This window comes from Sphaerotilus sp. (assembly GCF_034519685.1).
Classification (GTDB): Bacteria; Pseudomonadota; Gammaproteobacteria; order Burkholderiales; family Burkholderiaceae_C; genus Sphaerotilus.
Genome location: NZ_JAXHOF010000006.1, coordinates 1383438 through 1404956 on the forward strand (window position 1 = coordinate 1383438; position 21519 = coordinate 1404956).

The 21519-nt window shown below is 69.7% G+C and carries 17 protein-coding genes and 1 riboswitch; of the genes, 11 read left to right on the top strand and 6 right to left on the bottom strand.

Annotated elements, in window-relative coordinates; translation table 11 throughout:
• Positions 1-178: 178 nt before the first annotated feature.
• Complete coding sequence (locus tag U5O44_RS17485) at positions 179-913, bottom strand: helix-turn-helix domain-containing protein (RefSeq protein ID WP_322589679.1); 735 nt, start codon at positions 911-913, stop codon at positions 179-181.
• A gap of 266 nt (positions 914-1179) precedes the next feature.
• Here U5O44_RS17485 and U5O44_RS17490 point away from each other — a divergent pair, with 266 nt between their 5' ends.
• The 5 genes from U5O44_RS17490 (at position 1180) to U5O44_RS17510 (ending at position 6026) form a co-directional block, all read left to right on the top strand.
• Complete coding sequence (locus U5O44_RS17490; RefSeq protein ID WP_322590525.1) at positions 1180-1587, top strand: YiaA/YiaB family inner membrane protein; 408 nt, start codon at positions 1180-1182, stop codon at positions 1585-1587.
• 62 nt (positions 1588-1649) lie between these two features.
• Entirely contained in the window at positions 1650-2081 is a 432-nt protein-coding gene (locus U5O44_RS17495) for a hypothetical protein (protein ID WP_322589680.1), read from the top strand.
• Positions 2078-2866 (top strand): DUF2145 domain-containing protein, encoded by a 789-nt coding sequence (locus U5O44_RS17500; RefSeq protein ID WP_322589681.1) that lies wholly within the window; start codon positions 2078-2080, stop codon positions 2864-2866. Before U5O44_RS17495 ends, U5O44_RS17500 begins: the two co-directional genes overlap by 4 nt.
• 84 nt (positions 2867-2950) lie before the next feature.
• A complete protein-coding gene (locus tag U5O44_RS17505; RefSeq protein ID WP_322589682.1) occupies positions 2951-4894 on the top strand; it encodes an MFS transporter in 1944 nt (647 codons plus the stop codon).
• Between the two features lie 4 nt (positions 4895-4898).
• The gene (locus tag U5O44_RS17510; RefSeq protein ID WP_322589683.1) at positions 4899-6026 is read left to right on the top strand and encodes a GNAT family N-acetyltransferase; all 1128 of its coding nucleotides are present in this window, start codon (positions 4899-4901) and stop codon (positions 6024-6026) included.
• 17 nt (positions 6027-6043) lie between these two features.
• Here U5O44_RS17510 and U5O44_RS17515 read toward each other — a convergent pair whose 3' ends face one another.
• The 3 genes from U5O44_RS17515 to U5O44_RS17525 all read right to left on the bottom strand — a co-directional run bounded on the left by U5O44_RS17515 (position 6044) and on the right by U5O44_RS17525 (position 11634).
• Positions 6044-6706, bottom strand: a complete 663-nt coding sequence (locus tag U5O44_RS17515) for a DUF3226 domain-containing protein (protein WP_322589684.1) — start codon at positions 6704-6706, stop codon at positions 6044-6046.
• A complete protein-coding gene (locus U5O44_RS17520) occupies positions 6706-7818 on the bottom strand; it encodes an AAA family ATPase (protein ID WP_322589685.1) in 1113 nt (370 codons plus the stop codon). The genes U5O44_RS17515 and U5O44_RS17520 overlap by 1 nt, the downstream gene beginning before the upstream one ends.
• Before the next feature lie 126 nt (positions 7819-7944).
• On the bottom strand, positions 7945-11634 hold the full coding sequence (locus U5O44_RS17525; RefSeq protein ID WP_473964711.1) for a DUF748 domain-containing protein: 3690 nt from the start codon (positions 11632-11634) through the stop codon (positions 7945-7947).
• 95 nt (positions 11635-11729) lie between these two features.
• A riboswitch (TPP riboswitch) is annotated at positions 11730-11862 on the top strand.
• 90 nt (positions 11863-11952) lie between these two features.
• Here U5O44_RS17525 and thiC point away from each other — a divergent pair.
• Genes thiC through U5O44_RS17550 form a run of 5 tightly spaced genes read left to right on the top strand, consistent with a single transcriptional unit; the run spans position 11953 to position 17581 of the window.
• Positions 11953-13800, top strand: a complete 1848-nt coding sequence (gene thiC / locus U5O44_RS17530; protein ID WP_322589686.1) for a phosphomethylpyrimidine synthase ThiC — start codon at positions 11953-11955, stop codon at positions 13798-13800.
• A complete protein-coding gene (locus U5O44_RS17535; RefSeq protein WP_322589687.1) occupies positions 13797-14873 on the top strand; it encodes an FAD-dependent oxidoreductase in 1077 nt (358 codons plus the stop codon). Before thiC ends, U5O44_RS17535 begins: the two co-directional genes overlap by 4 nt.
• Positions 14870-15076 (top strand): sulfur carrier protein ThiS, encoded by a 207-nt coding sequence (gene thiS / locus U5O44_RS17540; RefSeq protein WP_322589688.1) that lies wholly within the window; start codon positions 14870-14872, stop codon positions 15074-15076. Before U5O44_RS17535 ends, thiS begins: the two co-directional genes overlap by 4 nt.
• 7 nt (positions 15077-15083) lie before the next feature.
• On the top strand, positions 15084-15896 hold the full coding sequence (locus U5O44_RS17545) for a thiazole synthase (RefSeq protein ID WP_322589689.1): 813 nt from the start codon (positions 15084-15086) through the stop codon (positions 15894-15896).
• 32 nt (positions 15897-15928) lie between these two features.
• The gene (locus U5O44_RS17550; RefSeq protein WP_322589690.1) at positions 15929-17581 is read left to right on the top strand and encodes a bifunctional hydroxymethylpyrimidine kinase/phosphomethylpyrimidine kinase; all 1653 of its coding nucleotides are present in this window, start codon (positions 15929-15931) and stop codon (positions 17579-17581) included.
• A gap of 38 nt (positions 17582-17619) precedes the next feature.
• Here U5O44_RS17550 and U5O44_RS17555 read toward each other — a convergent pair whose 3' ends face one another.
• The gene (locus U5O44_RS17555; protein WP_322589691.1) at positions 17620-18921 is read right to left on the bottom strand and encodes a GGDEF domain-containing phosphodiesterase; all 1302 of its coding nucleotides are present in this window, start codon (positions 18919-18921) and stop codon (positions 17620-17622) included.
• 218 nt (positions 18922-19139) lie between these two features.
• Here U5O44_RS17555 and U5O44_RS17560 point away from each other — a divergent pair, with 218 nt between their 5' ends.
• On the top strand, positions 19140-20270 hold the full coding sequence (locus tag U5O44_RS17560; RefSeq protein WP_322589692.1) for a hypothetical protein: 1131 nt from the start codon (positions 19140-19142) through the stop codon (positions 20268-20270).
• A gap of 34 nt (positions 20271-20304) precedes the next feature.
• On the opposite strand, the gene U5O44_RS17565 is transcribed toward U5O44_RS17560, so the two are convergent.
• Positions 20305-21231 carry a caspase family protein gene (locus U5O44_RS17565; RefSeq protein ID WP_322589693.1) on the bottom strand — a complete coding sequence of 309 codons (927 nt, stop codon included), beginning with the start codon at positions 21229-21231 and terminating at the stop codon, positions 20305-20307.
• Positions 21232-21519: the final 288 nt, after the last annotated feature.

The following is a 21519-nucleotide window of genomic DNA, read 5'->3' on the forward strand; positions in this document are numbered from 1 at the left end:
TCCAGGGGGGATCCAGGCGATGAAACGGCGCATTGGAACCGGTTCCAATGCGCAGTCAGTTTGTCCGCGTCAGGCACTTGTCAGGAGAGGGGAAACCCGGTGCATCGGGAAACTCCGGGTGTATGTTCAGACAGTGTTCATTCTTCGTTCAATGCGTGTTCAATGTTGCAGTGTCCGGTCAAGACCGGCGCAGGTCGCGGAACGGCCCGAACAGCCATGAGCGCATCCCGATCACCAGCGTGTAGGGCCGCTTCTGGTCGTCGGGCAGGCGCTGGTCGGCCAGGTGCTGCTGGGCGAAGTCGCTGGTGATGCGCGCCAGGCGTTCATTGAAGACCTGGGCGACGCGGGTGTTGATCTCGCCGTGGACCAGCATGAGCTGCTCGCCCTCATGGTCGAAGCCACCGCGGAAGTAGTCGGGCACCACCTCGGCGCGGAAGAACTGCATCACCGGCCCGTGCGGGCGCCAGCGGAAGGTCTTGGCCACCTTCAGGCGGTAGCGGTTCTGCGCCTTCAGCTCGATGATGCCGAGCCGGTCGAGCTGCACGAAGTAGCCCGTCAGCTCCGCCTCGGTGTAGCCGTAGCCGCTGAGCACCTGCTCGAAGGTCCACTGGCTCAGGCAGCAGATCGCCGCCAGCAGCAGCTTGCGGTCGGCGACCACGGCGCGCTCCTGCTCAGGCGTCAGCTCGACCCGGGGCGGCGTGTCGTCGGCGACACGGCGGGCCAGTTCGGCGAAGTCGGTGCGCAGCACGCGGCAGATCTCGTCGATGCGCGACAGCGGCATGTCGCCCTGCGCGAACATGCGCTTGACGCTGGACTCGGCCATGTCCAGCTCGCGGGCCAGCGCGGCGTAGGTGAGGCCGGCGGTCTTCAGCTCGGCCTTGAGGACGCGGATCAGGTCGGCGGTGGTGCTCATGGCGTTTCCTCGGGGGGAAGGGCGGTCAAGGGTGATTTGGTATCGTCAAATGATACTCATCGACGCATTGCCTGATATTTCGTTGCTTATGGTTGCACCCTGTGGTTGGCTGTCCGACTATTCGTTCCGTGTTCAACGACCCCTCACCCGCCGCAAGGCAAAGGCCCGACACCATGTCCTCCGATCCGTTCTCCCCGTCTTCTTCGACGTCCTCGACTTCCTCGGCTGCGTCGTTTGCCGTGCGCCGCGACACCCGCGCCTGGCGGATGCAGGTCTGGATCTCGTTCGGCCTGGCGGTGACGCTGTGCGCGACCGGGCTGGCCTGGCTGCCGGGGCAGGACCTGGACCGGGCGTTCATGGTGATGGGCTACCTGTTCTGCCTGACCTCGGCGTTCGGGCTGTCCAAGTTCATCCGCGACAACGACAAGCGCCGCAGCGACACCCCGGGCTGGAAGTGGGTGGTGTGGGGCGGCTTCTTCCTGGCGATGGGCCTGACGGGCTGGGGCCTGTGGCGCATGGACGTGCAGCCGGTGTGGAAGGCCTACCTCGCGGTGAGCTGGCTGTTCCTGATCTCGTCGGTGTTCACGCTGGCCAAGACGCTGCGCGATGCCCATGAGGCCGATGTGCTCGAAGCCCGCCTGCAGGGCCGCCGCGAAGCCCGCGACGAAGCCTGATCCCGCCGCACCCCGGCCCGTCATGCCCGCGATAGCGGGCACCCACCCCACAAGGTGACCCCATGAAGACCCCGAACAAGCTCCTCGGCCTCCTGCTGGCCGCCACCCTCGCCGTGGCCCCCATGGCCGCCCACGCCCACCGCGACGGCTCCGAAGCCAGTGCCCTGTCCGCCCTGTCGCTGGGCGTGCCGCTGGCGCTCTCGGCGGCCCCGGCGGCGGCGGTGCTGTCGGCCGGGGCAGTGCTGACGGTGGCCAGCGTGCAGGTCGCCGCCGCGGGCACGGTCTGGGTGCTGACCCAGGCCTCGACGGGCGCCAGTGTCGTGCTGACGCTGAGTGCGGCGGGTGCCGAGGCCGTGTCCGTCACCGCCGGCACCGCCGTGGTGGTCACGGCGCTGAGCACCGGCTGGATCCTGTCGGCCGCCGGCAAGGCGCTGTGTTTCATCCCCAACGAGATCGGCCAGTCGCTGATCTACAACGAACGGATGACACGATGAACACCACCACGATCTCGACCGCGCTGGCGCTGGTGCTCGGCTTGGCGGCGACCCCGGCGCAGGCCGGCCGGAACTGCGAGCACAAGCCGCCGTCGCCCGAGCAGATCCGCAGCGCGCTCGACCTGGCCGTGAAGACCGCGCGCTGGCTCGACAGCAGCGGCGCGAAGCTGGCGGTCATCGCCCGCCGCGGCCAGAACCTCGACCGCTACGGCGTGCGTTACTCGCACCTCGGCTATGTCTACCGCGACGACGGCGCCATGGCCTGGCGCATCGTCCACAAGCTCAACCAGTGCGGCACGGCCGAGTCGGCGCTGTACCGGCAGGGACTGGCCGAGTTCTTCAGCGACGACCTCCACGACTTCGAGGCCGGGCTGGTGATTCCCACGCCCGCCGTGCAGGCCGCGCTGCGCCCGCTGCTGCACGACAACACGCGGGCGGCGGCGCTGCACCACATGCCCTACAGCATGGTCGCCTACCCGTGGGCGCAGCGTTACCAGCAGAGCAACCAGTGGGCGCTGGAGACGCTGGCCTGCGCGGTGGAGCCGAGCGCCTGTGACCGCACCCGCGCCCAGGCCTGGCTGCAGTTCAAGGGCTACCAGCCGACCACGCTCAACCTCAGCGTCGGCCAGCGCCTGGGCGCCCGCGTCGGCACCGCCAATGTCGCCTTCGACGACCACCCGTCCGTCCGGCGCTTCTCCGACCGCATCGACACGGTGACGGTGGACTCGGTGTTCACCTTCCTGCAGCGTGCGGGACTGGCCGGCGCGCCACAGACCGTGCGCTGACCGGCGGCCCACTGCACTACAGTCTCCCGGCGGCGCCGATCCCTGCGCGCCGCCCCCTGACGACGACCAAGAGGATCGCTCCGCATGAGCCACCCCGACCAGACCAGCCAGTTCGCGCTGCTGGGCCAGCGACGGTTCGCGCCGTTCTTCTGGACCCAGTTCCTCGGCGCCGGCAACGACAACCTGTTCAAGTTCGCCTTCACGGTGCTGGTGACCTACCAGTTGCAGGTCGACTGGCTGCCGCCCTCGCTGGCGGGGCTGGTGATCGGGGCCTTGTTCATCCTGCCCTTCCTGCTGTTCTCGGCCACCAGCGGCCAGCTCGCCGACAAGCTCGACAAGGCGCTGCTGATGCGCTTCGTCAAGTCGCTGGAGATCGGCATCATGGGGCTGGCGGCCTGGGCCTTCGTGCAGGACGCCCAGAACGTGCGGGTGGTGACGCTGCTGGCCTGCGTCTTCCTGATGGGGCTGCACTCGACGCTGTTCGGCCCGGTCAAGTTCGCCTACCTGCCGCAGCACCTGAACGAGCGCGAGATCACCGGCGGCAACGGCATGGTCGAGATGGGCACCTTCGTGGCCATCCTGCTCGGCAATGTGGCGGGTGGCCTGCTGATCGGGCTGCCGCAGGTCGGGGCACAGGCGGTGGCGATCGGCTGCGTGGCGGTGGCGGTGCTGGGGCGCATCGTCGTGCACTTCGTGCCGCCGACACCCGCGACCGACCCGACGCTGAAGATCAACCCCAACCCGTTCACCGAGACCTGGCGCAACCTCAAGCTCGCGCACGGGAACATCGTCGTCTTCCGCTCGCTGCTGGGCATCTCGTGGATGTGGTTCTTCGGCGCGGTGTTCCTGAGCCAGTTCCCCGCCTTCGCCAAGGAGGTGCTGCATGGCAACGAGCAGGTGGCGTCGCTGCTGCTGGTGGTGTTCTCGGTGGGCATCGGTGTCGGCTCGCTGCTGTGCGAGGTGCTGTCCCGGCGCCATGTCGAGATCGGCCTCGTGCCGCTGGGTGCGATCGGGATGACGGTGTTCTCGGTCGACCTGTACTTCGCCGCGACCGGCCTGCCGCCGCCGCAGGGCGCGGCGTCGTACACGCTCGGCGCCTTCCTCGCGCAGCCGGCGCACTGGCGCGTGATGGCCGATCTGGCGCTGCTGGCCGGCTCGGCCGGGCTCTACAGCGTGCCGATGTACGCGCTGATCCAGCTGCGCGCGCCCAAGAGCCACCGCGCCCGCATCATCGCCGCCAACAACATCCTCAACGCGCTGTTCATGATCGCCAGCTCGCTGATCGCCGGCGCGATGCTCGGCGCGGGCGCCACGATCCCGCAGGTGTTCCTGGCGACCGGGCTGGCCAATGCGCTGGTGGCGGGCTACATCTTCCTGCTGGTGCCGGAGTACCTGCTGCGCTTCCTGGCCTTCGTGCTGACGCGCTTCGTCTACCGCCTGAAGCTCACCGGCGAGCAGCACATCCCGACCGAGGGCGCCGCGATCGTGGCCGCCAACCATGTCAGCTTCGTCGACGCGATCGTGCTGGCCGCCGCCAGCCCGCGGCCGATCCGTTTCATGATGGACCACCGCATCTTCGCCACGCCGGTGCTGGGCCGCCTGTTCCGGCTGGTCAAGGCGATCCCCGTGGCGCCGCAGAAGGAAGACCCCGTGGTCTACGAGCGCGCCTTCGCCGAGGCCGCGAAGGTGCTCGCCGAGGGTGACCTGCTCGGCATCTTCCCGGAAGGCAGCATCACCCGCGACGGCACGCTGCAGCCCTTCAAGGGCGGCATCATGAAGATCCTGGAGCGCCAGCCGGTGCCGGTGGTGCCGGTGGCGCTGGTCAACCTGTGGGGCTCGACCTTCTCGCGCATCGAGGGCGGGCGGGCGATGGCGCGACCACTGCGGCGCGGGGTGTTCAGCCGGGTCGAGGTGGTGGCCGGTCCGGCACTGCCTGTCGCGCAGGTGACGCCCGAGCGCCTGCAGCGGGAGGTGGCCGCGTTGTTGCACACTGGCGTACCAGTGTTCGACCCAGCCTCTCGCCCCTGACACCATGATCCAGCCTGAGCCCCGTCCCTCCGCCCTGTCTGTCACCGTTGTGCGCGACGAGTCCGCATTGGTGACGTTGCGCACGGCGTGGGAGTCACTGGAGGACCAGGCCGAGCATTACGGCCTGTACGTCACCTGGGGCTATGTGCGTCCGGCCTGGCAGCACCTGTCGGCGCCTGGTGACGATCTATGGGTGCTGGTGGTGCGCGATGAAGAGGGCCGGCTGCACGGTGTGCTGCCGCTGGTGCGGGTGACCGAGCGGCACTACGGCCTGTCGGTCCGGGTATTGCGCCACATCGGCATCTGGGAGGGCGACCAGCCGGGGCTGCTGGCGCTGAACGATGCGGACCGGGTCTGGTCGGCGCTCTGGGATGCGCTGGTGGCGCAGCGGTCAGAGTGGCAGGTGCTGGACCTGCGGGAGCTGACCTCCGGGAGCTGGCCGCTGCGCATGTTGCAGCGGCCCGGCAAGGGCTTTGCTGCACAGATGCAGCCGGACACCGAGGCGCCCTTCCAGCGCCTGGACACCAGCTGGGCCTTGCACGCCGCGGCCCGGACTGAACCGGTGCGGGTCGCATGGCAGCGGCTGCAGCAGGCGCTGCAGGCGACCTATCCGGAGCACTGTGTGGTCGTTGCCGAATCGCCCGAGGATGTGCTGGCCGCGCTGGAACGCTACCTGGCGCTGGAGGATGCGCTGGTGCAGGCCGGCCACGGCGTGACCATCGGCAGCAATCTGCGCCTGGTCGCCCTGTACCGCGACTGGCTGCCGCGGCTGGCGGCCCGTGGCGATGCGGCGGTCTGGCTGCTCGTGGGGCACCAGGGCGAGATCGCCGGTCTGATCCGGCTGCGCTGCGGCGACACCTGGATCGAGCGCCATGCCTGCTACGACCCTACCCAGGCAGCCCTCCACCCCAGCCTGCTGCTCGCCACCCAGGCCCTGCAGCGCAGCTTCGGCACCACCGCCCGGGAGTCCACGCTGGTCAGCGTGCGCGAGCCCGATGCCGCCACGGCCAGACTGGCCGACTGGTACGACAGCCGAAGCCCGACGCAGCGGCTGTCGGTGTGGAATCTGCAGTCACGGCTTGGGCCGATCGCGTTGCTGAAGCGGCTGTGGAGCACGGTCCGGGGGGCGTGAGCCGGCACGGCGCGTTGTCATGACCGGAAAATCTGCGCCAGCCATGCGACCAGTTGTTGGTAGCTGTAGTTGTCGGTATCGAACAAGCCCTCTTCTACAGCGCGATCCAGACCGTGTCCGGGTTGAGCCTGCCAGGCCAGCCAGGTTGCCACTTCTGCTTTGCTGCGCTGCAGGGGTTTGAACTTGCGCGGTTCAGGCAAGGCCAAGACAGCCGAGCGTGCGTGGGCGAACAGGGCGTGCTCCTGCGGATGCAGCGCTTGCTGTGCCCAGTCTTCCAGCATGCCGGGGGCGTGGTTGTCTGGCATGACCCACACGCCGACATCGGCGAGTCCGTCGTGGTGTTCGTACACGAGTCCGGCGGTCTGGGTAGTTTTCAGGGTGTAGCCGAATGGGGTCAGTGTTCGTGTCGCCAGCGCCTGTGTCCTGTCAAAACCGCCATCGGGTGGCGAATCGGCATCGACCACCACACCCAGTCGCACCAAGCTGCCGTCGTCCAGCTGTTTCAGCAGCGTGGGCAGGTAGTTGAAGACACCTTGCTTGGTGTTGTAGGCGCGGGGCTGCAACGTCCTGGGGGGTGCGACCTTCACGGTGGTTTCCAGCCCCAAGGTGTGGCAGAGACTCTTGAAGAAAGCTTCGTCTGACGGGCCTTCGACGACCAGGATGTTCGAGTGCGGAGCCATCAGCGCACCTCGACATCGGATTGCGTGATGCTGTAAAGCGCTTCTTCATCGAACACGGTGGCGATGATGCGGCCCTGGTCGCTGGTGCGCACGCTGCGACCGACGCGGAACAGAACGCCCTCGGTGTCTTTCCGGTCGTGGGCCACCTTGGCGAAGCTTTCGATGCAGTCCCAGCTGTGCGTGGTGGCGAAGACCTGGATGTCGAGTTGCGCGGCCATCTCGAACAGCAGAGCCCAGACTTTCTCCTGCACGCTGTAGTGCAGGCCGTTCTCGAATTCGTCGATCAACAGGAAGCCGCCGCGGGCCGAGACCAGCTTGAGCGCGATCTGCAGGATGCGCTGCATGCCGTCGCCGAGGCTTTTCAGCGCGACGGGGGCGGGGGTGTTCGAGAGTTTGACCTTGGCGCTGCGCCGCAGGGCTTTCGGTGTCCGGGCAAGGGCCGCGCGGTTGTCCTCGTTGCGCACGAACTTGAGGCCTTCGAACTCGGGCGTGATGATCCGCAGTGCCCGCAGAACGATGTCCTCATGTTCAGTCAGTCCGATCTGGTCCCAGTCATCGGCCAGTTCATCCATTGAAAGCAACTGTGTCGGAACGAAGCCGCAGGGCGTAGGCGGTACCGTGTCGGGCACCAGGAAGCGATCGGAGTCCAGAAAAATGGTGGGGTATGCCCGGGCTTGCTCCGTCACATAGAGGACTTGCATCAGCCGGCCCTCGACCTGCGAGAGGTCGGATTTCGGCACTGTCTTCACGCGCCACTGCACGGTGGGCGTGCCGTTGTCTTCTGCGCGTTCCTCTGTCTCCACGGCGTAGGCATGCCGGATATGCAGGATGGACGCCGTGTCTTCCATCTCGCCGATCTGGATCGCGTGCGCCCGGTCGTCGTCAGTGGGAAAGCGTCGCCCCGTGAACAGGTCTTGCAGCGTCTCGTCGTGTGACAGGGCGATGTCATCCAGCAACGCCTTGTTGGCGTGCCCGGCATAGAGCCGGATGGCCTCCAGCACGGCGCTCTTGCCACCATTGTTTCTGCCGACAATCAGGTTGATCTGTCCCAGTCTGGAGACCTCGAAACTGGCCAGAGCACGGTAGTTCTTGATCGTCAGCGAGTGCAGCATCTTGGATTCCTTGGCATGTCCTTGCCTCAAAGCCTATCAACAATTCATCAAGAGCCATGCACTGACCCGGCCACTGGATCACCCACAGGAACAGCCATCGCAGCGGACGGGTGACCCGGGTGGCGTTCAGCGTGCCGACAGGGTCAGCTCTGCGCGCGGCTTGCCGCTGTTGGCGCTGCTGGTGTCGGTGCCTGCGGCCTCCGACTGCACCTTGGGCGCGGCCAGGAACAGCCGCTCGTTCGGCAGTTGCCGCGCCAGCAGCGCATCGCGCACGGCCGTGCCGCGCTGCGCCGCCAGCTCGCGCCAGATGTCCGCCGAAACCGGCACGGCGTCGGCCAGTGCCGCCGCCGGATCGACCTCGGCCGGTCGAGAAGCCGCAGCGGCCGGTGCGCTGGCCTTCGTGGCGGGCTTGGCGGCCGCAGCGGGCGTGCGGGCCGACTGGCGCAGCAGCGTGTCGAGCAGCCGCGCCCGGTCGGCCGGCATCGGCACCGATTCCGCGACCACCTCCGGCGCGTCGCCCGCCTTCTCGCGTTCCTGCCGCCAGGCGGCCAGCACCTGCCGCTCCACCGCTGCGCGCTGGTACGCGGCCCGCTCGGTCAGTCCGTCGGCCCAGCCGGTCAGCGTCAGGTGCAGCGCGGGCCGGTCCTGCAGCGCCTTGGCCACCTTGTCCGCTGCAGTACGCCCCTCGGCGGTCAGCACCGCCGTGCCTGGCTCGAACGTGACCACGCTCAGGTCGTCGTCCCCGCCGCCCGACAGGAAGGCAAACGGCGCCGTGATCGCCTTGGTCAGCACATTGCCGATCACCTTCAGCACCAGCCCGAACACGCTGAACTGCGGGTCGTTGAGCGAGCCGCCGATCGGCAGGTCGAGGTCGATCACGCCGTTCCGATCCTGCAGCAGCGCCACCGCCAGCAGCACCGGCAACTGCGTCGCCGTCGGGCTCTCGACCCGCTCGCCGAAGGTGAGCTGGTTCAGCACCAGCTTGTTGGTCGCGGCGAGCTGGCCCTCGGGGGTGATGCGGTAGGCCACGTCCATCGTCAGCTTGCCGCGCTCGATGCCGTAGCCGGCGTACTTGCCGGCGTAGGGCGACAGCGGCGTCAGCTCCAGGTCCGCGGCGCGAGCACGCAGGTCCATCACCGGCGGGCTGGCGGTCGGGTTGATCTGGCCGCTGAGGTCGAGCGTGCCGGTGCGGGCGACCTTGCCGCGCAGCGTGATCTCGGCCATCTCGCGGGTGCCGGTGCGCAGGGTGCCGAGCGTGCCTTGCAGCTCGCTGAGGTCGGCGCTGTAGTTCGGGCGCACGAAACGGTCGGTGAAGTCGACGCGGCCGTTGCTCAAGCGGGTGGCGGTGATGGTCAGGTCGACCGTCAGCTCGTCGGCTTTCGCGGGCGCGCTGGCGGGCACGGGTGGTGCGCTGGCGGCGGGTTCTGACACAGCCGAGGCGGCGGGCGAGGGCGCGGGGCCGACGTCCTGCAGGTTGAATCGACCGTCCTCGGTGATGACGAGCTTCGAGTAGAAGTCGTTCAGTCCGAGGGCGCCGATGACGACCTTGGGCTTCTGCGGCGGCTTGAGCGCCACGTCCAGTCCTTGCAGCGTCAGCGCCTGCCAGCTCAGCAGCTCGTCGCTGGTGTGCTGGGCGGTGCGGCGGGTGTGGAGTTGCACGTCGCCGACGCGGCCGTCGCCCTTGAGCGCGACGTTCAGCCCGGCGGGGCCGTCCTGCAGCGCCAGCGTGCCCTCGTAGCCGAGGTGGGCCCGCAGCAGGCTCAGGCCGAGCGCCTCGCCGAAATACGGCTCCAGCGCGTGCACCGGGAAGTTCTGCACCTTCAGGTTGCTGGTCACCCGCAGCGGCGCCAAGCTCAGCTCGCCCCGGCCGTCGAGCGTGCGGCTGGCGGGGGCTTTGCCCTTGGCCGAGGCGGTTGCGGCATTGGTCATTGGCGCGACGTTGGCGCCGAGCTGCCAGCGCAGCGGCGTGGTGAGCTGGTCGCCGCGCAGGGCGAGGTTCTGCAGCCCGACGTTGAGCTGGGCGATGTCGAGCTGCACCGGTGAAGCGACCTGCGCGTCGGTGAACTGCAGGCGCCCGTCCTGTAGCTGCAGATCCTTGAGCGTCACCTGCCACGGCGGCGAGGCGGGCGGGCTGGGCGGCTGCGGCACGAGCCACTGCAGCACGTTCCACTGGCCCTTGGCGTCCCGCGCCAGCCGGGTGTCGAGGCAGCCGAGCTGCACGCGGGCGAGTGCGACCGTGTGGGCGTTCAGGTCGATCGCGGCGCCGTCGAGCTGCAGCTGGCCGAGCGAGGCCAGCGCGATGGGACCGGCGCTGCGGTCGGCGAGCTGGAGCGCGTTGACCGTGGCGTTCTTCAGATCGAGCTGGAGCTGCGCCGGCGTCTGGTCCGCCGCAGCCGCCCAGCGCAGCTGCCCGCTGGCGGACAGCGCGCCGCTGAGCTGCGGCTTGAGCGAGGCGTTCAGGTAGGGCTGCAGCGCGGCGAGTGCCAGGCGCTCGATCTGCAGGTCCACCTGCGCGCCGCGATCGCTGGCCTCGCCTTGCGCGGTGAGCTTGCCCTGGGCCGGGCTGTAGGCACCACCGCCGTGCAGCGTGGTGCTCAGCTTGAGTGTCACCGGCGCGGCCAGCGGCCATTGCACGGCGCCGGTCTCCAGGTCCAGCCCGGCCAGCGTCAGCGCGGCGGCGGGCTGCGTCGTGGCGTCGCGCCAGCGGACACGGGTGTTCTGCAGTGCGAGGGCGTCGAGCTTGAGCTGCCACGCGGGGGCGGCCGGTGTGGCGGCGGCTGGCGGTGGGGCAGCGTCCGCCGGGCCGGCCAACTGCGTCAGGCTCAGCCGACCTTGTGCATCCCGTGACACGTCCAGCACCAGCCCGTCGAGCGTCACCGCGCCGAGCGTGACCTGCCGCGCCAGCGGCTGCACGTCGCGCAGCGCCACGTCCAGCGCGTCCCAGCCCACCAGCGCCGCGCCGGCCCGGTCGGTCAGCGCCAGGTCGTGCGCGCCGAAGGTGCCGGTCAGGCGCAGGTGCGGCGTGCCCGTGGCCGGCGTGTCGAAGTGCAGGGCGAGGTCGGTCTGCAGGCGGCCCTTCTGCAGTTTCACCGGCAGCGTGTCGGGCCAGTAGCCCAGCCAGGGCGCGAGGTCGAACGGCGCGAGCTTGAACTGCGCTTCGGTCGTCCGGGCGGCGGTGAACGGCTTGGTCTTGGCGGCGGAGTCGAACGCGGTGCCGTCCAGCTTGAACGCCAGCCGGGGCGTGACCTCGATGTCCACCTGCGACGGCAGGTTCGACAGGAAGGGCACGGCCAGCGTGAGGTCTTTCAGCACATGCTGGCGCTGCAGCGGCTGGTCATCGAACGTCACCTGTCCGCCGCGCAGTTGCACGTTGTAGAGCGCGAACTGCGCGGGTTTGGCGTCGGGCTGGGCGGGCGTCGGCGTGCTGAAGCGGGCGATCAGGTCGTCGATGTCGTAGTGGCCTTCCGCAGTGCGTGTCAGGCGGATCTCGGGCTGGTCGATCTCCAGCGCGGTGAGCACAGGCGCCAGGTTCAGCACGGAGCGCAGGTCGGCGTTGGCGTGGAGCCGGGCGATCTTCAGCAGCGGCTCGGGCGAGGCCGCGCCCAGCGCGGCGCCGATGGCGAGCTGCTCGGCGGTCAGCTCCAGCGTCCAGGGCTTGAAGTCGATCCGGCCGACCTGCACCGGGCGGCCCAGCGCTGCACTGGCGTGCTGCTCGACCTGCGACTTCAGCAGCGGCGGCACGCCCAGCCACGCCACCACACCCAGCCCCACCACGGCCAGCAAGCCGCCTCCGATCCACTTGAACGCCCGATGCACAGTGCCTCGCTTGTTGCCGAAACAACATTGAACAGAGAGGCATGGTGCCTCAAGTCGGTGCGGCTTGACGCCTCTGCTTCACCTCCCGACAATGCGGCCACGCTCCGGGGTGCCCCGGGCCGGCAGTTCTTCACTGACTGTGGCCCGCTGTGCTGAGATGGTCGAATGACCGAACCCGCTGTACTTGACCCGGTTAGTACCGGCGTAAGAAGAGCCCGCACCGTGACCTCCGCTGTCCCTGCCCCGCAGGGCCGCCGACCCGGGGCACCCTTCGGAGCGTAGCCATCCGCGCCTGCGCCCACCGAAGGAAACCGCCCGATGAACGCCCCCGACAAGCTCCAAGCCCTGCTCTCGCTCACCCGCGAGCCCTTTCCCGCGTCCACCAAGGTCTACGTCGACGGCGCACTGCCCGGCGTCAAGGTGCCGATGCGCGAGATCGCGCTGACCAACGGCGAGCGCGTCACCGTCTACGACACCTCAGGCCCCTACACCGACCCGACCGCCGAGATCGACGTGCGCAAGGGCCTGGCGCCGGTGCGTGCCGGCTGGATCGAGGCCCGTGGCGACACGGAGACCTACGTCGGCCGTCAACGCGCCGCCCTGGATGACGGTGTCAAGAACGAAGACCTGCACGGCGACCGCATCAACGCCCTGCGCGCCGAAGCCGCCGGCCTGCAGCGCACGCCGCGCCGCGCCAAGGCCGGGCAGAACGTCTCGCAGATGCACTACGCGCGCCAAGGCATCGTCACGCCGGAGATGGAATACATCGCCCTCCGCGAGAACGGCAAGCGCGAGTGGATGCGCGAATACCTCGGCGACGCCGAGCGCGAGGCCCGCCTGAAGGGCAACGCCATGGGTGCGCGCATCCCCGAGATCATCACGCCGGAGTTCGTGCGCGACGAAGTGGCCCGCGGCCGCGCGGTCATCCCCGCCAACATCAACCACCCCGAAGTCGAGCCGATGGTCATCGGCCGCAACTTCCTGGTGAAGATCAACGCCAACATCGGCAACTCGGCCGTGACCTCCTCGATCGAGGAAGAGGTCGAGAAGCTGGTTTGGTCGATGCGCTGGGGCGGCGACACCGTGATGGACCTGTCCACTGGCCGCAACATCCACACCACGCGCGACTGGATCATCCGCAACTCGCCGGTGCCGATCGGGACCGTGCCGATCTACCAGGCGCTGGAGAAGGTCGGCGGCGTGGCCGAAGACCTGACCTGGGGCATCTTCCGCGACACGCTGATCGAGCAGGCCGAGCAGGGGGTGGACTACTTCACCATCCACGCCGGCGTGCGCCTGCCGTTCATCCACCTGACGACCAAGCGCCGCACGGGCATCGTCTCGCGCGGCGGCTCGATCCTCGCCAAGTGGATGATCACGCACCACAAAGAAAACTTCCTGTACACGCACTTCGAAGAGATCTGCGAAATCATGAAGGCGTACGACGTGACCTTCTCGCTGGGTGATGGCCTGCGGCCGGGTTCGTCGGCGGACGCCAATGACGAAGCGCAGTTCGCCGAGCTGCGCACGCTGGGCGAGCTGACCAAGACCGCCTGGAAGCACGACGTGCAGACCATGATCGAAGGCCCGGGCCACGTGCCGATGCACCTGATCCAGGCCAACATGGACGAGCAGATCAAGCACTGCGACGAGGCGCCGTTCTACACCCTCGGCCCGCTGACGATCGACATCGCACCCGGCTACGACCACATCGCTTCCGCCATCGGTGCAGCCATGATCGGCTGGATGGGCACGGCGATGCTGTGCTACGTGACGCCGAAGGAGCACCTGGGCCTGCCGGACCGCGACGACGTGAAGCAGGGCATCATCGCCTACAAGATCGCAGCCCACGCCGCCGACAACGCCAAGGGCCACCCCGGCTCCCGCGCCCGCGACGACGCGATGAGCAAGGCGCGCTTCGAGTTCCGCTGGCGCGACCAGTTCGCGCTCGGCCTTGACCCGGAGACGGCCGAGGCCTACCACGACGAGACGCTGCCGAAGGACTCGTCGAAGGAGGCGCATTTCTGCTCGATGTGCGGGCCGAAGTTCTGCTCGATGAAGATCACGCAGGACGTGCGCGACTACGCCGAGAAGGGCATGGCGGAGAAGTCGGCCGAGTTCAAGGCGGTGGGGGGCGAGCTGTACATCCCGATCCACAAGGCATGACCTCGATGACGGGGTCTGTCCGCATCGGCATCGCGGGCGCGGGCGTGCTCGGGCGGCTGCTGGCGTGGCAGCTCTCGCACGCCGGGCACGCGGTCGAGGTGTTCGACCCGGCGCCGGGGCCCGAGGCGCGGCGTGACGGGCTCGGTCCGGCCGGCTTCACGGCCGCCGGCATGCTTAGCCCGCTGGCGGAGCTGGACGCGGCGGGGCCGGAGGTGGCGACACTCGGCCTGCGCTCGGTCACGCTGTGGGCCGAGGTGGCGCATCGGCTGGCGGCGCTGGACGGGCAGGGCGACGCGGGGCGCTATTTCCGCCAGCACGGCAGCCTGCTGCTCGCACACGGGCCGGACCTGGGCGCGGCGCAGCGGGTGCTGTCGCGGCTGACGGTGGCGCCGGCCGGGATGGCGCCGCCGCGGCGGCTGACGCGCCCCGCGCTGGCCGCGCTGGAGCCGGCGCTGCTGCCGGGGCTGCACGCGTGGTGCCTCGACGGCGAGGCGCAGGTGATGCCGCAGCAGGTGCTGCCGGCGCTGTGTGCGCTCGCGCAGGGCGTGCAGTGGCACTGGGGCCGCACGGTGGCGGCCACGGCGCCGGGGCAGATCACGCTGGACGACGGCACCGCGGCCGGCTTCGACCTCGTGTTCGATGTGCGCGGGCTCGGCGGGCGCTCGGCGGAGCAGCCGCTGCGCGGCGTACGCGGCGAGGTGATCTGGCTGCACGCGCCCGGTGTGCCGCTGACGCGCCCGCTGCGGCTGCTGCATGCGCGCCACCGCGTCTACATCGTGCCGCGCCCGGACGACCACGTCGTCATCGGCGCCAGCGAGATCGAGAGCGAGGACCGCTCGCCGGTCAGCCTGCGCTCGGCGGTCGAGCTGATGGCGGCGGCGCACAGCGTGCTGCCCGCGCTGGCCGAGGCGCGCATCGTTCACATGGAAACCAACCTGCGCCCGGCGCTGCCCGACAACGCGCCGAAGTGGACGGTCGAGCCGGGTCGGGTGTCGATCAACGGCCTGTTCCGCCACGGCTGGCTGCTGGCGCCGGCGCTGATCGAGCAGGCGATGAAGCAGGTATCGACATGACCCTCCACGTTCTCCTCAATGGCGAGCTGACCGAACTGCCCGAGGGCACGACGCTGGCGGCCCTCATCGCTCAGCGCGGCCTGACGCCCGAAGCGGTTGGCTCTGCCGTCAACGGCCGCCATGTACCGCGTGCCGCCCGTGTCGAGCGCGTGCTCGACGACGGCGACACCATCACGCTGTTCCAACCCATCGTCGGAGGCTGAAAGCCCCATGCCCACCCTGACCCCCACGCCGTGGACCGCCTACGGTGTCACGCTCCACAGCCGGCTGCTGCTCGGCACGGCCGGCTACCCGTCGCCGCAAGCGCTGCACGAGGCCATCGTCGCCTCGGGCACCGAGGTGGTGACGGTCGGCCTGCGCCGCATCCATGCGGGCGCTTCGGGCGCGGGCGACAACGGCCACATCGCCGCGATCCAGTCCGCGCTGCGCGAACGTGGTGCCCGGCTGCTGCCCAACACCGCCGGCTGCCGCACGGCCCGCGAGGCGATCGAGCTGTCGCATCTGGCGCGCGAGCTGTACGACACGCCGTGGATCAAGCTCGAAGTCGTCGGCGACGAGCAGACGCTGCAGCCCGATCCGTGGGAGCTGGTCAGCGCCGCCGAGCAGCTCATCCGCGACGGCTTCGCGGTCTTCCCGTATTGCACCGACGACCTCGTCACCTGCCAGCGTCTGCTCGACGTGGGCTGCGAGGTGCTGATGCCGTGGGGCGCGCCGATCGGCTCGGGCCAGGGGCTCATCAATCCGTGGGCGCTGCGCACGCTGCGCGAGCGCTGGCCGGACGTGCCGATGGTGGTGGACGCCGGCATCGGCTCTCCCGCGCATGCGGTGCAGGCGATGGAGCTGGGCTATGACGCGGTGCTGCTGAACTCGGCGGTGTCGCAGGCGCGCGAGCCGGTGCGCATGGCGGCGGCGTTCGGGGCGGCGGTGCAGGCGGGGCGGCTCGGTTTCGAGGCGGGCGTGATGGCGCCGCAGGCAATGGCAGTGGCGACGACGCCGGTGGGCGGGCGGCCCTTCCTGTTGTGAGCAGGGACATGCGCCACCACATGAACCGGGACATGACACGGCCGATCGTCTGGAGCGTGGCCGGCAACGACAGCGGCGGTGGGGCGGGCCTCAGCGCCGACGCCCGCGCCGCCGAGGGCTGCACGGTCCACCTCTGTCCGGTGGTTGCCGCCGTCACGGCGCAGAACTCGCTCGGCGTGCAGCGGGTCGTGCCGGTGGCACCCGACGTGCTGGAGGCGCAGCTCGCGGCGCTGGCCACCGACCTGCGCCCGGCGGTCATCAAGACCGGCCTGATCGGCCGCGTGGACGGGGTGGCCGTGCTGGCGCGCTGGCTGGACCGGCTCGACGCGGACGGCGGGCCGCGCGTGCGGCTGGTGATCGATCCGGTGCTCGGCGCGAGCGCGGGCGGCGCGGCCTTTGCGGACGCGGCGCTGATCGACGCCTACCGCACGCAGTTGCTGCCCCGCGCCGACCTCGTCACGCCGAACCGGCGCGAGGCAGCGCGGCTGCTCGGCCAGCCCGAGGCGGTGGCGCTGACCGAGGTGCCGGCGCAGGCGGCAGCGCTGCGGGCGCTGGGCGCGGCGGCGGTCTGCATCACCGGCGGCGACAGCCCGGACGGCGCCGACGCGCTCGACTGGCTCGACACGCCGCACGCCCGCGGCTGGCTGGCGCTGCCTCGGCTCGACGCGCCGCACACGCATGGCACGGGCTGCACCTTCGCCACCACGGCGGCGTCCGCGATGGCGCGTGGCTTCGTCACGGCGGACGCGCTGGTGCTGGCCAAGATGGCGACGACGGCGGGGCTGGCGGTCGGCCACGCGGCGGGGCAGGGCGTCGGGCCGGTCGGGTTCGATGCGGGCTTTGCGGCGGATCCTCGTTGGCTGCCGCGTCTGGGGTGCGACACATCGCCGGTGTCGGGGACCAGCGGGCCGGCGCTGCCGTGGCCCGCTGGCCTGTACGCGATCGTGGACAGCGCCGACCAGGCCACGCCGCTGCTGGCGGCGGCCGAACCGACGCTGTGCGCGCTGCAACTGCGCATCAAGCGGACGTCGCACCAGACACTGGACGACCAGGCATTTGCCGCCGAGGTCCGTGCCCAGATCGACCGTACGTTGGCGCAGGCGGCGGCGTTACCCGAGGCGGCGCGCGTGGTGATCGTCGTCAACGACCACCACGCGCTGGTGCTCGACGCGGTCGAAGCCGGCACGGTCGATCCGGCGTCCGTGGCGCTGCACCTCGGGCAGGAAGACGTGCTGGCGCTGGGCGCGGCGGGCCGCGCGCGGCTCGCGGCGGCGCAGGCGCGCGGGCTGCGGCTGGGCGTGAGTTCGCACAGCCTGTGGGAGCTGTGCCGGGCGGCGGCGCTGGCGCCGGCCTGCATCGCCTGTGGCCCCGTCTGGGCGACGACGACCAAGGACATGCCCTGGCACCCGCAGGGGCTGCACAACCTGCGCTGGTGGGCGGTGATGTCGCCGGTGCCGGTGGTGGGCATCGGCGGGCTGCTGACGACGGCGCAGGTCGAGGCGGTGGCGGGCACCGGGGCGGCGTGCGCCTGCCTCGTCAGGGCCGTGGCCACGCAGGCTGGCGAGCGCGAGCCGGTGGCCAGCCGGCTGGCCGCAGCGGTGCTGGCGTGGCGCCACGGCGCGGCAGCGCCCCCGTTGCCTGCGCCAGACTGGCCGAGACCGAGCCTCGATCCGGCCATGTCGTGAGCGTCGATGCCAACACCGACACCGACGCCGACGCGCCGTCAGCGTGCAAGCGGAGGATGGGACCGTGGCCGGTCCGTGTGCCCGGCGCACCAGGCCCGCACCTGCTCGGCTGGCATGGACTTGCCGCTGGCATGGCCCTGCGCGCCGTCACAACCCAGCTCGCCCAGCCAGGCGAGCGTGCCCAGGTCGTCCACCCCGTCGGCCACCACCCGCGCGCCCCAGCCGCGGGCCAGTGACATCAGCGCACGCACGACCGCCGTGCGCTGCTCCATGCGTGGCAGCACCGACAGTGTCCGCACATCGAACTTGAATTCCCCCACCGGGTCCAGACCGGCCAGCGCCACGTGCAGGCTCAGCCCCGAGCCGCCGTCCTGGATGGCCAGCCCCACACCGGCCTGGGACAGGGCTTCCAGCACGTCCCCGCCGCGCTGGGCGATGGCAGCGGCCTGCGCCTCGACCAGGAAATGCTGCGCCGGCCAGCGGTGGTGGTCGAGCAGTTCGAGCAGTGCCTGTGCCAGCGACGGATGGTCCAGCAGGCGGCCAGGCAGCGGCAGCGACAGGTGTTTCACCAGCCCTTCCTGGCGCAGGGGCTGTGCGCTGCGCAAGGCGGCGTCGGTGGTGGCGATGAGCCGGGTGTACAGCTCCTGGCGGGTGTTCTGACCGGCACTGCCCAGCTCGGTCGGCGAAAAATCCTCCTGTGCCGGCGAGAGCCCGCGGGTGGAGATCTGCAGCCGCGACAGCCCGCCCGTCTTCAGGTCGAGCACGGGCTGGAAGGCGGCGCGCACGCTGCCATCCGCTGCGGTCGACAACCCCGCGTGCACGGGCACGGACCGCGGTTCGAACAGCGCGGTGACGACCTGCGCGTGGCGGGCCTGGTCGAGCGCCGTGCGGGCCTGCAGCAGCAGCGTGTCGGCGTCGCTGGCGTGGCGCGGGCACAGGGCCACACCGATGTGCACATGGATCCGGTCGGCGAACTCGGCCGCGATCTTCTGGCCCATGGCCATCAGTCCGGCCACGGAGGGATTACCGGGCAGCAGCGCGGCGAAGTCGCGGGCACCCATGCGCGAGAAGCTGTCGGTGCGTCGACTCAGGCGATGGAGCTGGCGGGCGAGCTGCAGCATCACGGCCTCCATCGCCTCGGCAGAGGTGCCCGGACTGGCGGCGCTGGTGCCGATGTACATGAGCGCGAACGCCGATCCTCCGCGGGCCACTCCCGCCGTGGCCTGTCCCAGCCGGTCCAGCAAAAGATCTCGGTGCGGCAGTCCGGTGCGGGCATCGATGAGCCCGAGTTGCCGCATGGTGGCGTCGTGGTCCTCTGCCAGCAGGGGATCGTTTTCCATGACCACGATGCGCAATTGATTCATGAAAGTCTGTTTGCCGAAGGCCTGTCCAAGGGTAGAAAAAATGCTAACACAGGGGGTCAGGCGCCGCAAAAACGAAACCGTTCCAATGCCGACTATCAGGCAAGCTTCATAAAAAACGTGATCATTTTCACGATAGTTGGCACATCACAGGCGGTTACAAAAAGTAACGCATTATTTGGCGCTGGAGGTGTTCCATGGGTGTCGTTGGTCAAGTCTGGTGGGTCGATCTGCTGCTGGTCCACATGCTGGGTCTGCTGCTGGGAGGGGTGTTCGCGACGCTGCGGGCGCGCAGGGTGCATCTGCTCGATCTGGACAGCGTGCACCGTGCCTGCTGGGCCGACCAAGACCGCTGGACCGCGGAGCACGAAGGCGAGCTGGCCACCGCATTGCAGGAACGGCAGGCCGCACTTGAGCTTGCACAGGCCGCACAGCAGGAGCGTGACCAGATCCGCTCGGATGGCGACCAGGCGCTGGAGCGTGTGCGCCGCGAGATGGAAGGTGCCCGGGTCGGTTACAGCAAGGCCGAGCAGGCCCTGTGCCAGCAGTTGCTGGCGATGGACCGGCAGGTGGCGGCGGAGCGGATGGCACACCGCCGCGAGGTCCAGGCGCTGCGTGTGCAATGTGATGAATTCGGCGAGCTGCTGGCGGCGGAGCGCCAGTCGGTGCGGGTCGATGCGGACCAGCATCTCCAAGTCTGCACTGTCCGCGACAACCTGCGCCAGGAGGTGGCCAAGCTGCTCGAATTGCTGGAGCAGTCCGACACGGCGCAGGCGTCGTTGCAGCACCGTCTCAACGCACACGAGCAGCAACTGGCCACCAGCCAGCGCCTGCTGGAAGACACCCGCCGGGCGCTGGAGCGCGAGCGTGAACGCAGCACCTCCATGCCGACCATGCGTCCCGTCGCGCAGGCGGCGCTGACCACGATCTCCACCGCTGCGCTGGCCGCCAACGCCCACCCACCGAGTCCACCGGATGCCTCTGGCTTGCGGCCGTTCGAGCGCCAGCCGGACAGCCCGCCGCCCGACAACCTGCTGCGCATCACCGGCATCGGCCCGGGCAACCAGGCCTGGCTCAACCGGTGCGGCGTCTGGTACCTGTGGCAGATCGCGGGCTGGAAGGCCGACGAGCTGCAATGGGTGGCCGGCCACCTGCCGCGTTTCGGCCGGCGCGTCTACCGCGAGAACTGGGTCGGTCAGGCCAAGGCGCTGCTGGACGAGCAGCGCCGCGAACGGCGGGTCTACCCGGCGCAGCTGCCGCCCGGACTGCAAGACCGCCGGGGAGGGGACACACACCACCACGCGCCGGCCCTGGCCGCTGCGGCCTGAGCTGGCACGGCTGCGCGCGGACCACCCGCCCCGCTCAGACCGTGAACGGCCGCTGGGTCAGGAAGCTGGCCGCGCTGCCCAGGACGAACAGGTTCGGGCTTTGCGTGGGCGGCAATCCGGCGGCGATCAGGTGGCGGAACTGGGTGTAGTTGCCCGAAAACCTGCCGTTGTTCCACACCTGCAGCAGCCGGCCGGTGAACGCGCCGTTGAAGTCGCCGTCCATCGCGGTCTGGTTGTCCTGGCAGCCGGAGATCAGGATCACCGACGGTGCGAAGCTGTTGACCACGGTGGTCAGGCGCGTGCTGGTGACCGCCACTTGCGCGAGGGCGGCGTCCGGGTCGATGAAACCGGACTTCACGGCCGAGGCGGCGACGTCCTGCTGCAGGCCGTCATAGAACGCCTTGTGGTTGCGGTAGGTCCGCAGCGCGATGGCGGGCGGCATCATCCGCGAGCGCGCACCGCCCGGCTGGGTCGGTGTCGGCACGGCGTCGCGGGTGACGGTGCCGCTGTGGCAACTGTCGGAGAGCACCAGGATGCGCACACCGGCCGCAAACCGGCTCAGCTCCAGATACAGCTCGTCGTCGATGAGCTGGCTGTCCCACAGGCACCAGGTCTCGTCCTTGCGGTCGATCTCCTCGCCGGTCACATCGGCCACCTGTCCACCATGGCCCGAGAAGGTCAGGAAGAAGAAGTCTCCCTTCTTCAGCGTCTTGGCCGCCTTGCGCAGCGCGGCCAGCACGGCCGCGCGGGTGGCCTGGGCCGTCATCAGCACGGTCGGCTTCATTCCCTTGGACTTGGCGATGGCCTGCATGTCGTCGGCGTCGGCCTCGCAGGCGGCGAGGTCGCCGCTCCAGCCGCCGTAGTGTGTCGGGCTGACAGCGTTCAGGCCGATGTGCAGCGAGAGGGCGGCGGGCTTGGCCGGGGTGGCTTTCTTGGCCGGGGTGGCTGTCTTGGTGGGCATCGTGGTGCTCGGGCAGGTGGAGGGGGTGTTCGGAAAGTGCAAGATCCTCTCGGGCAGTGGAAAACGTGCAGTTCCGGAAGTCCATAGCCGGATGGGGCAAAGACGAGGCTTTGCCTGTGCTTATTTCACGGAGATTTGCCCTGTTTTTCGCGCCGTGTCTGGGGCTGCGGCAGCCACGGCGGCCCGCGTAGAATCGGCCACCGGGCCCAAATTCTGCGGCCCGGTCTGCTGACCGGGTCTCAGGTCAAGCGCTCGCAGTTTCGCGGCAGCACTGCATCCTTCGCTGCC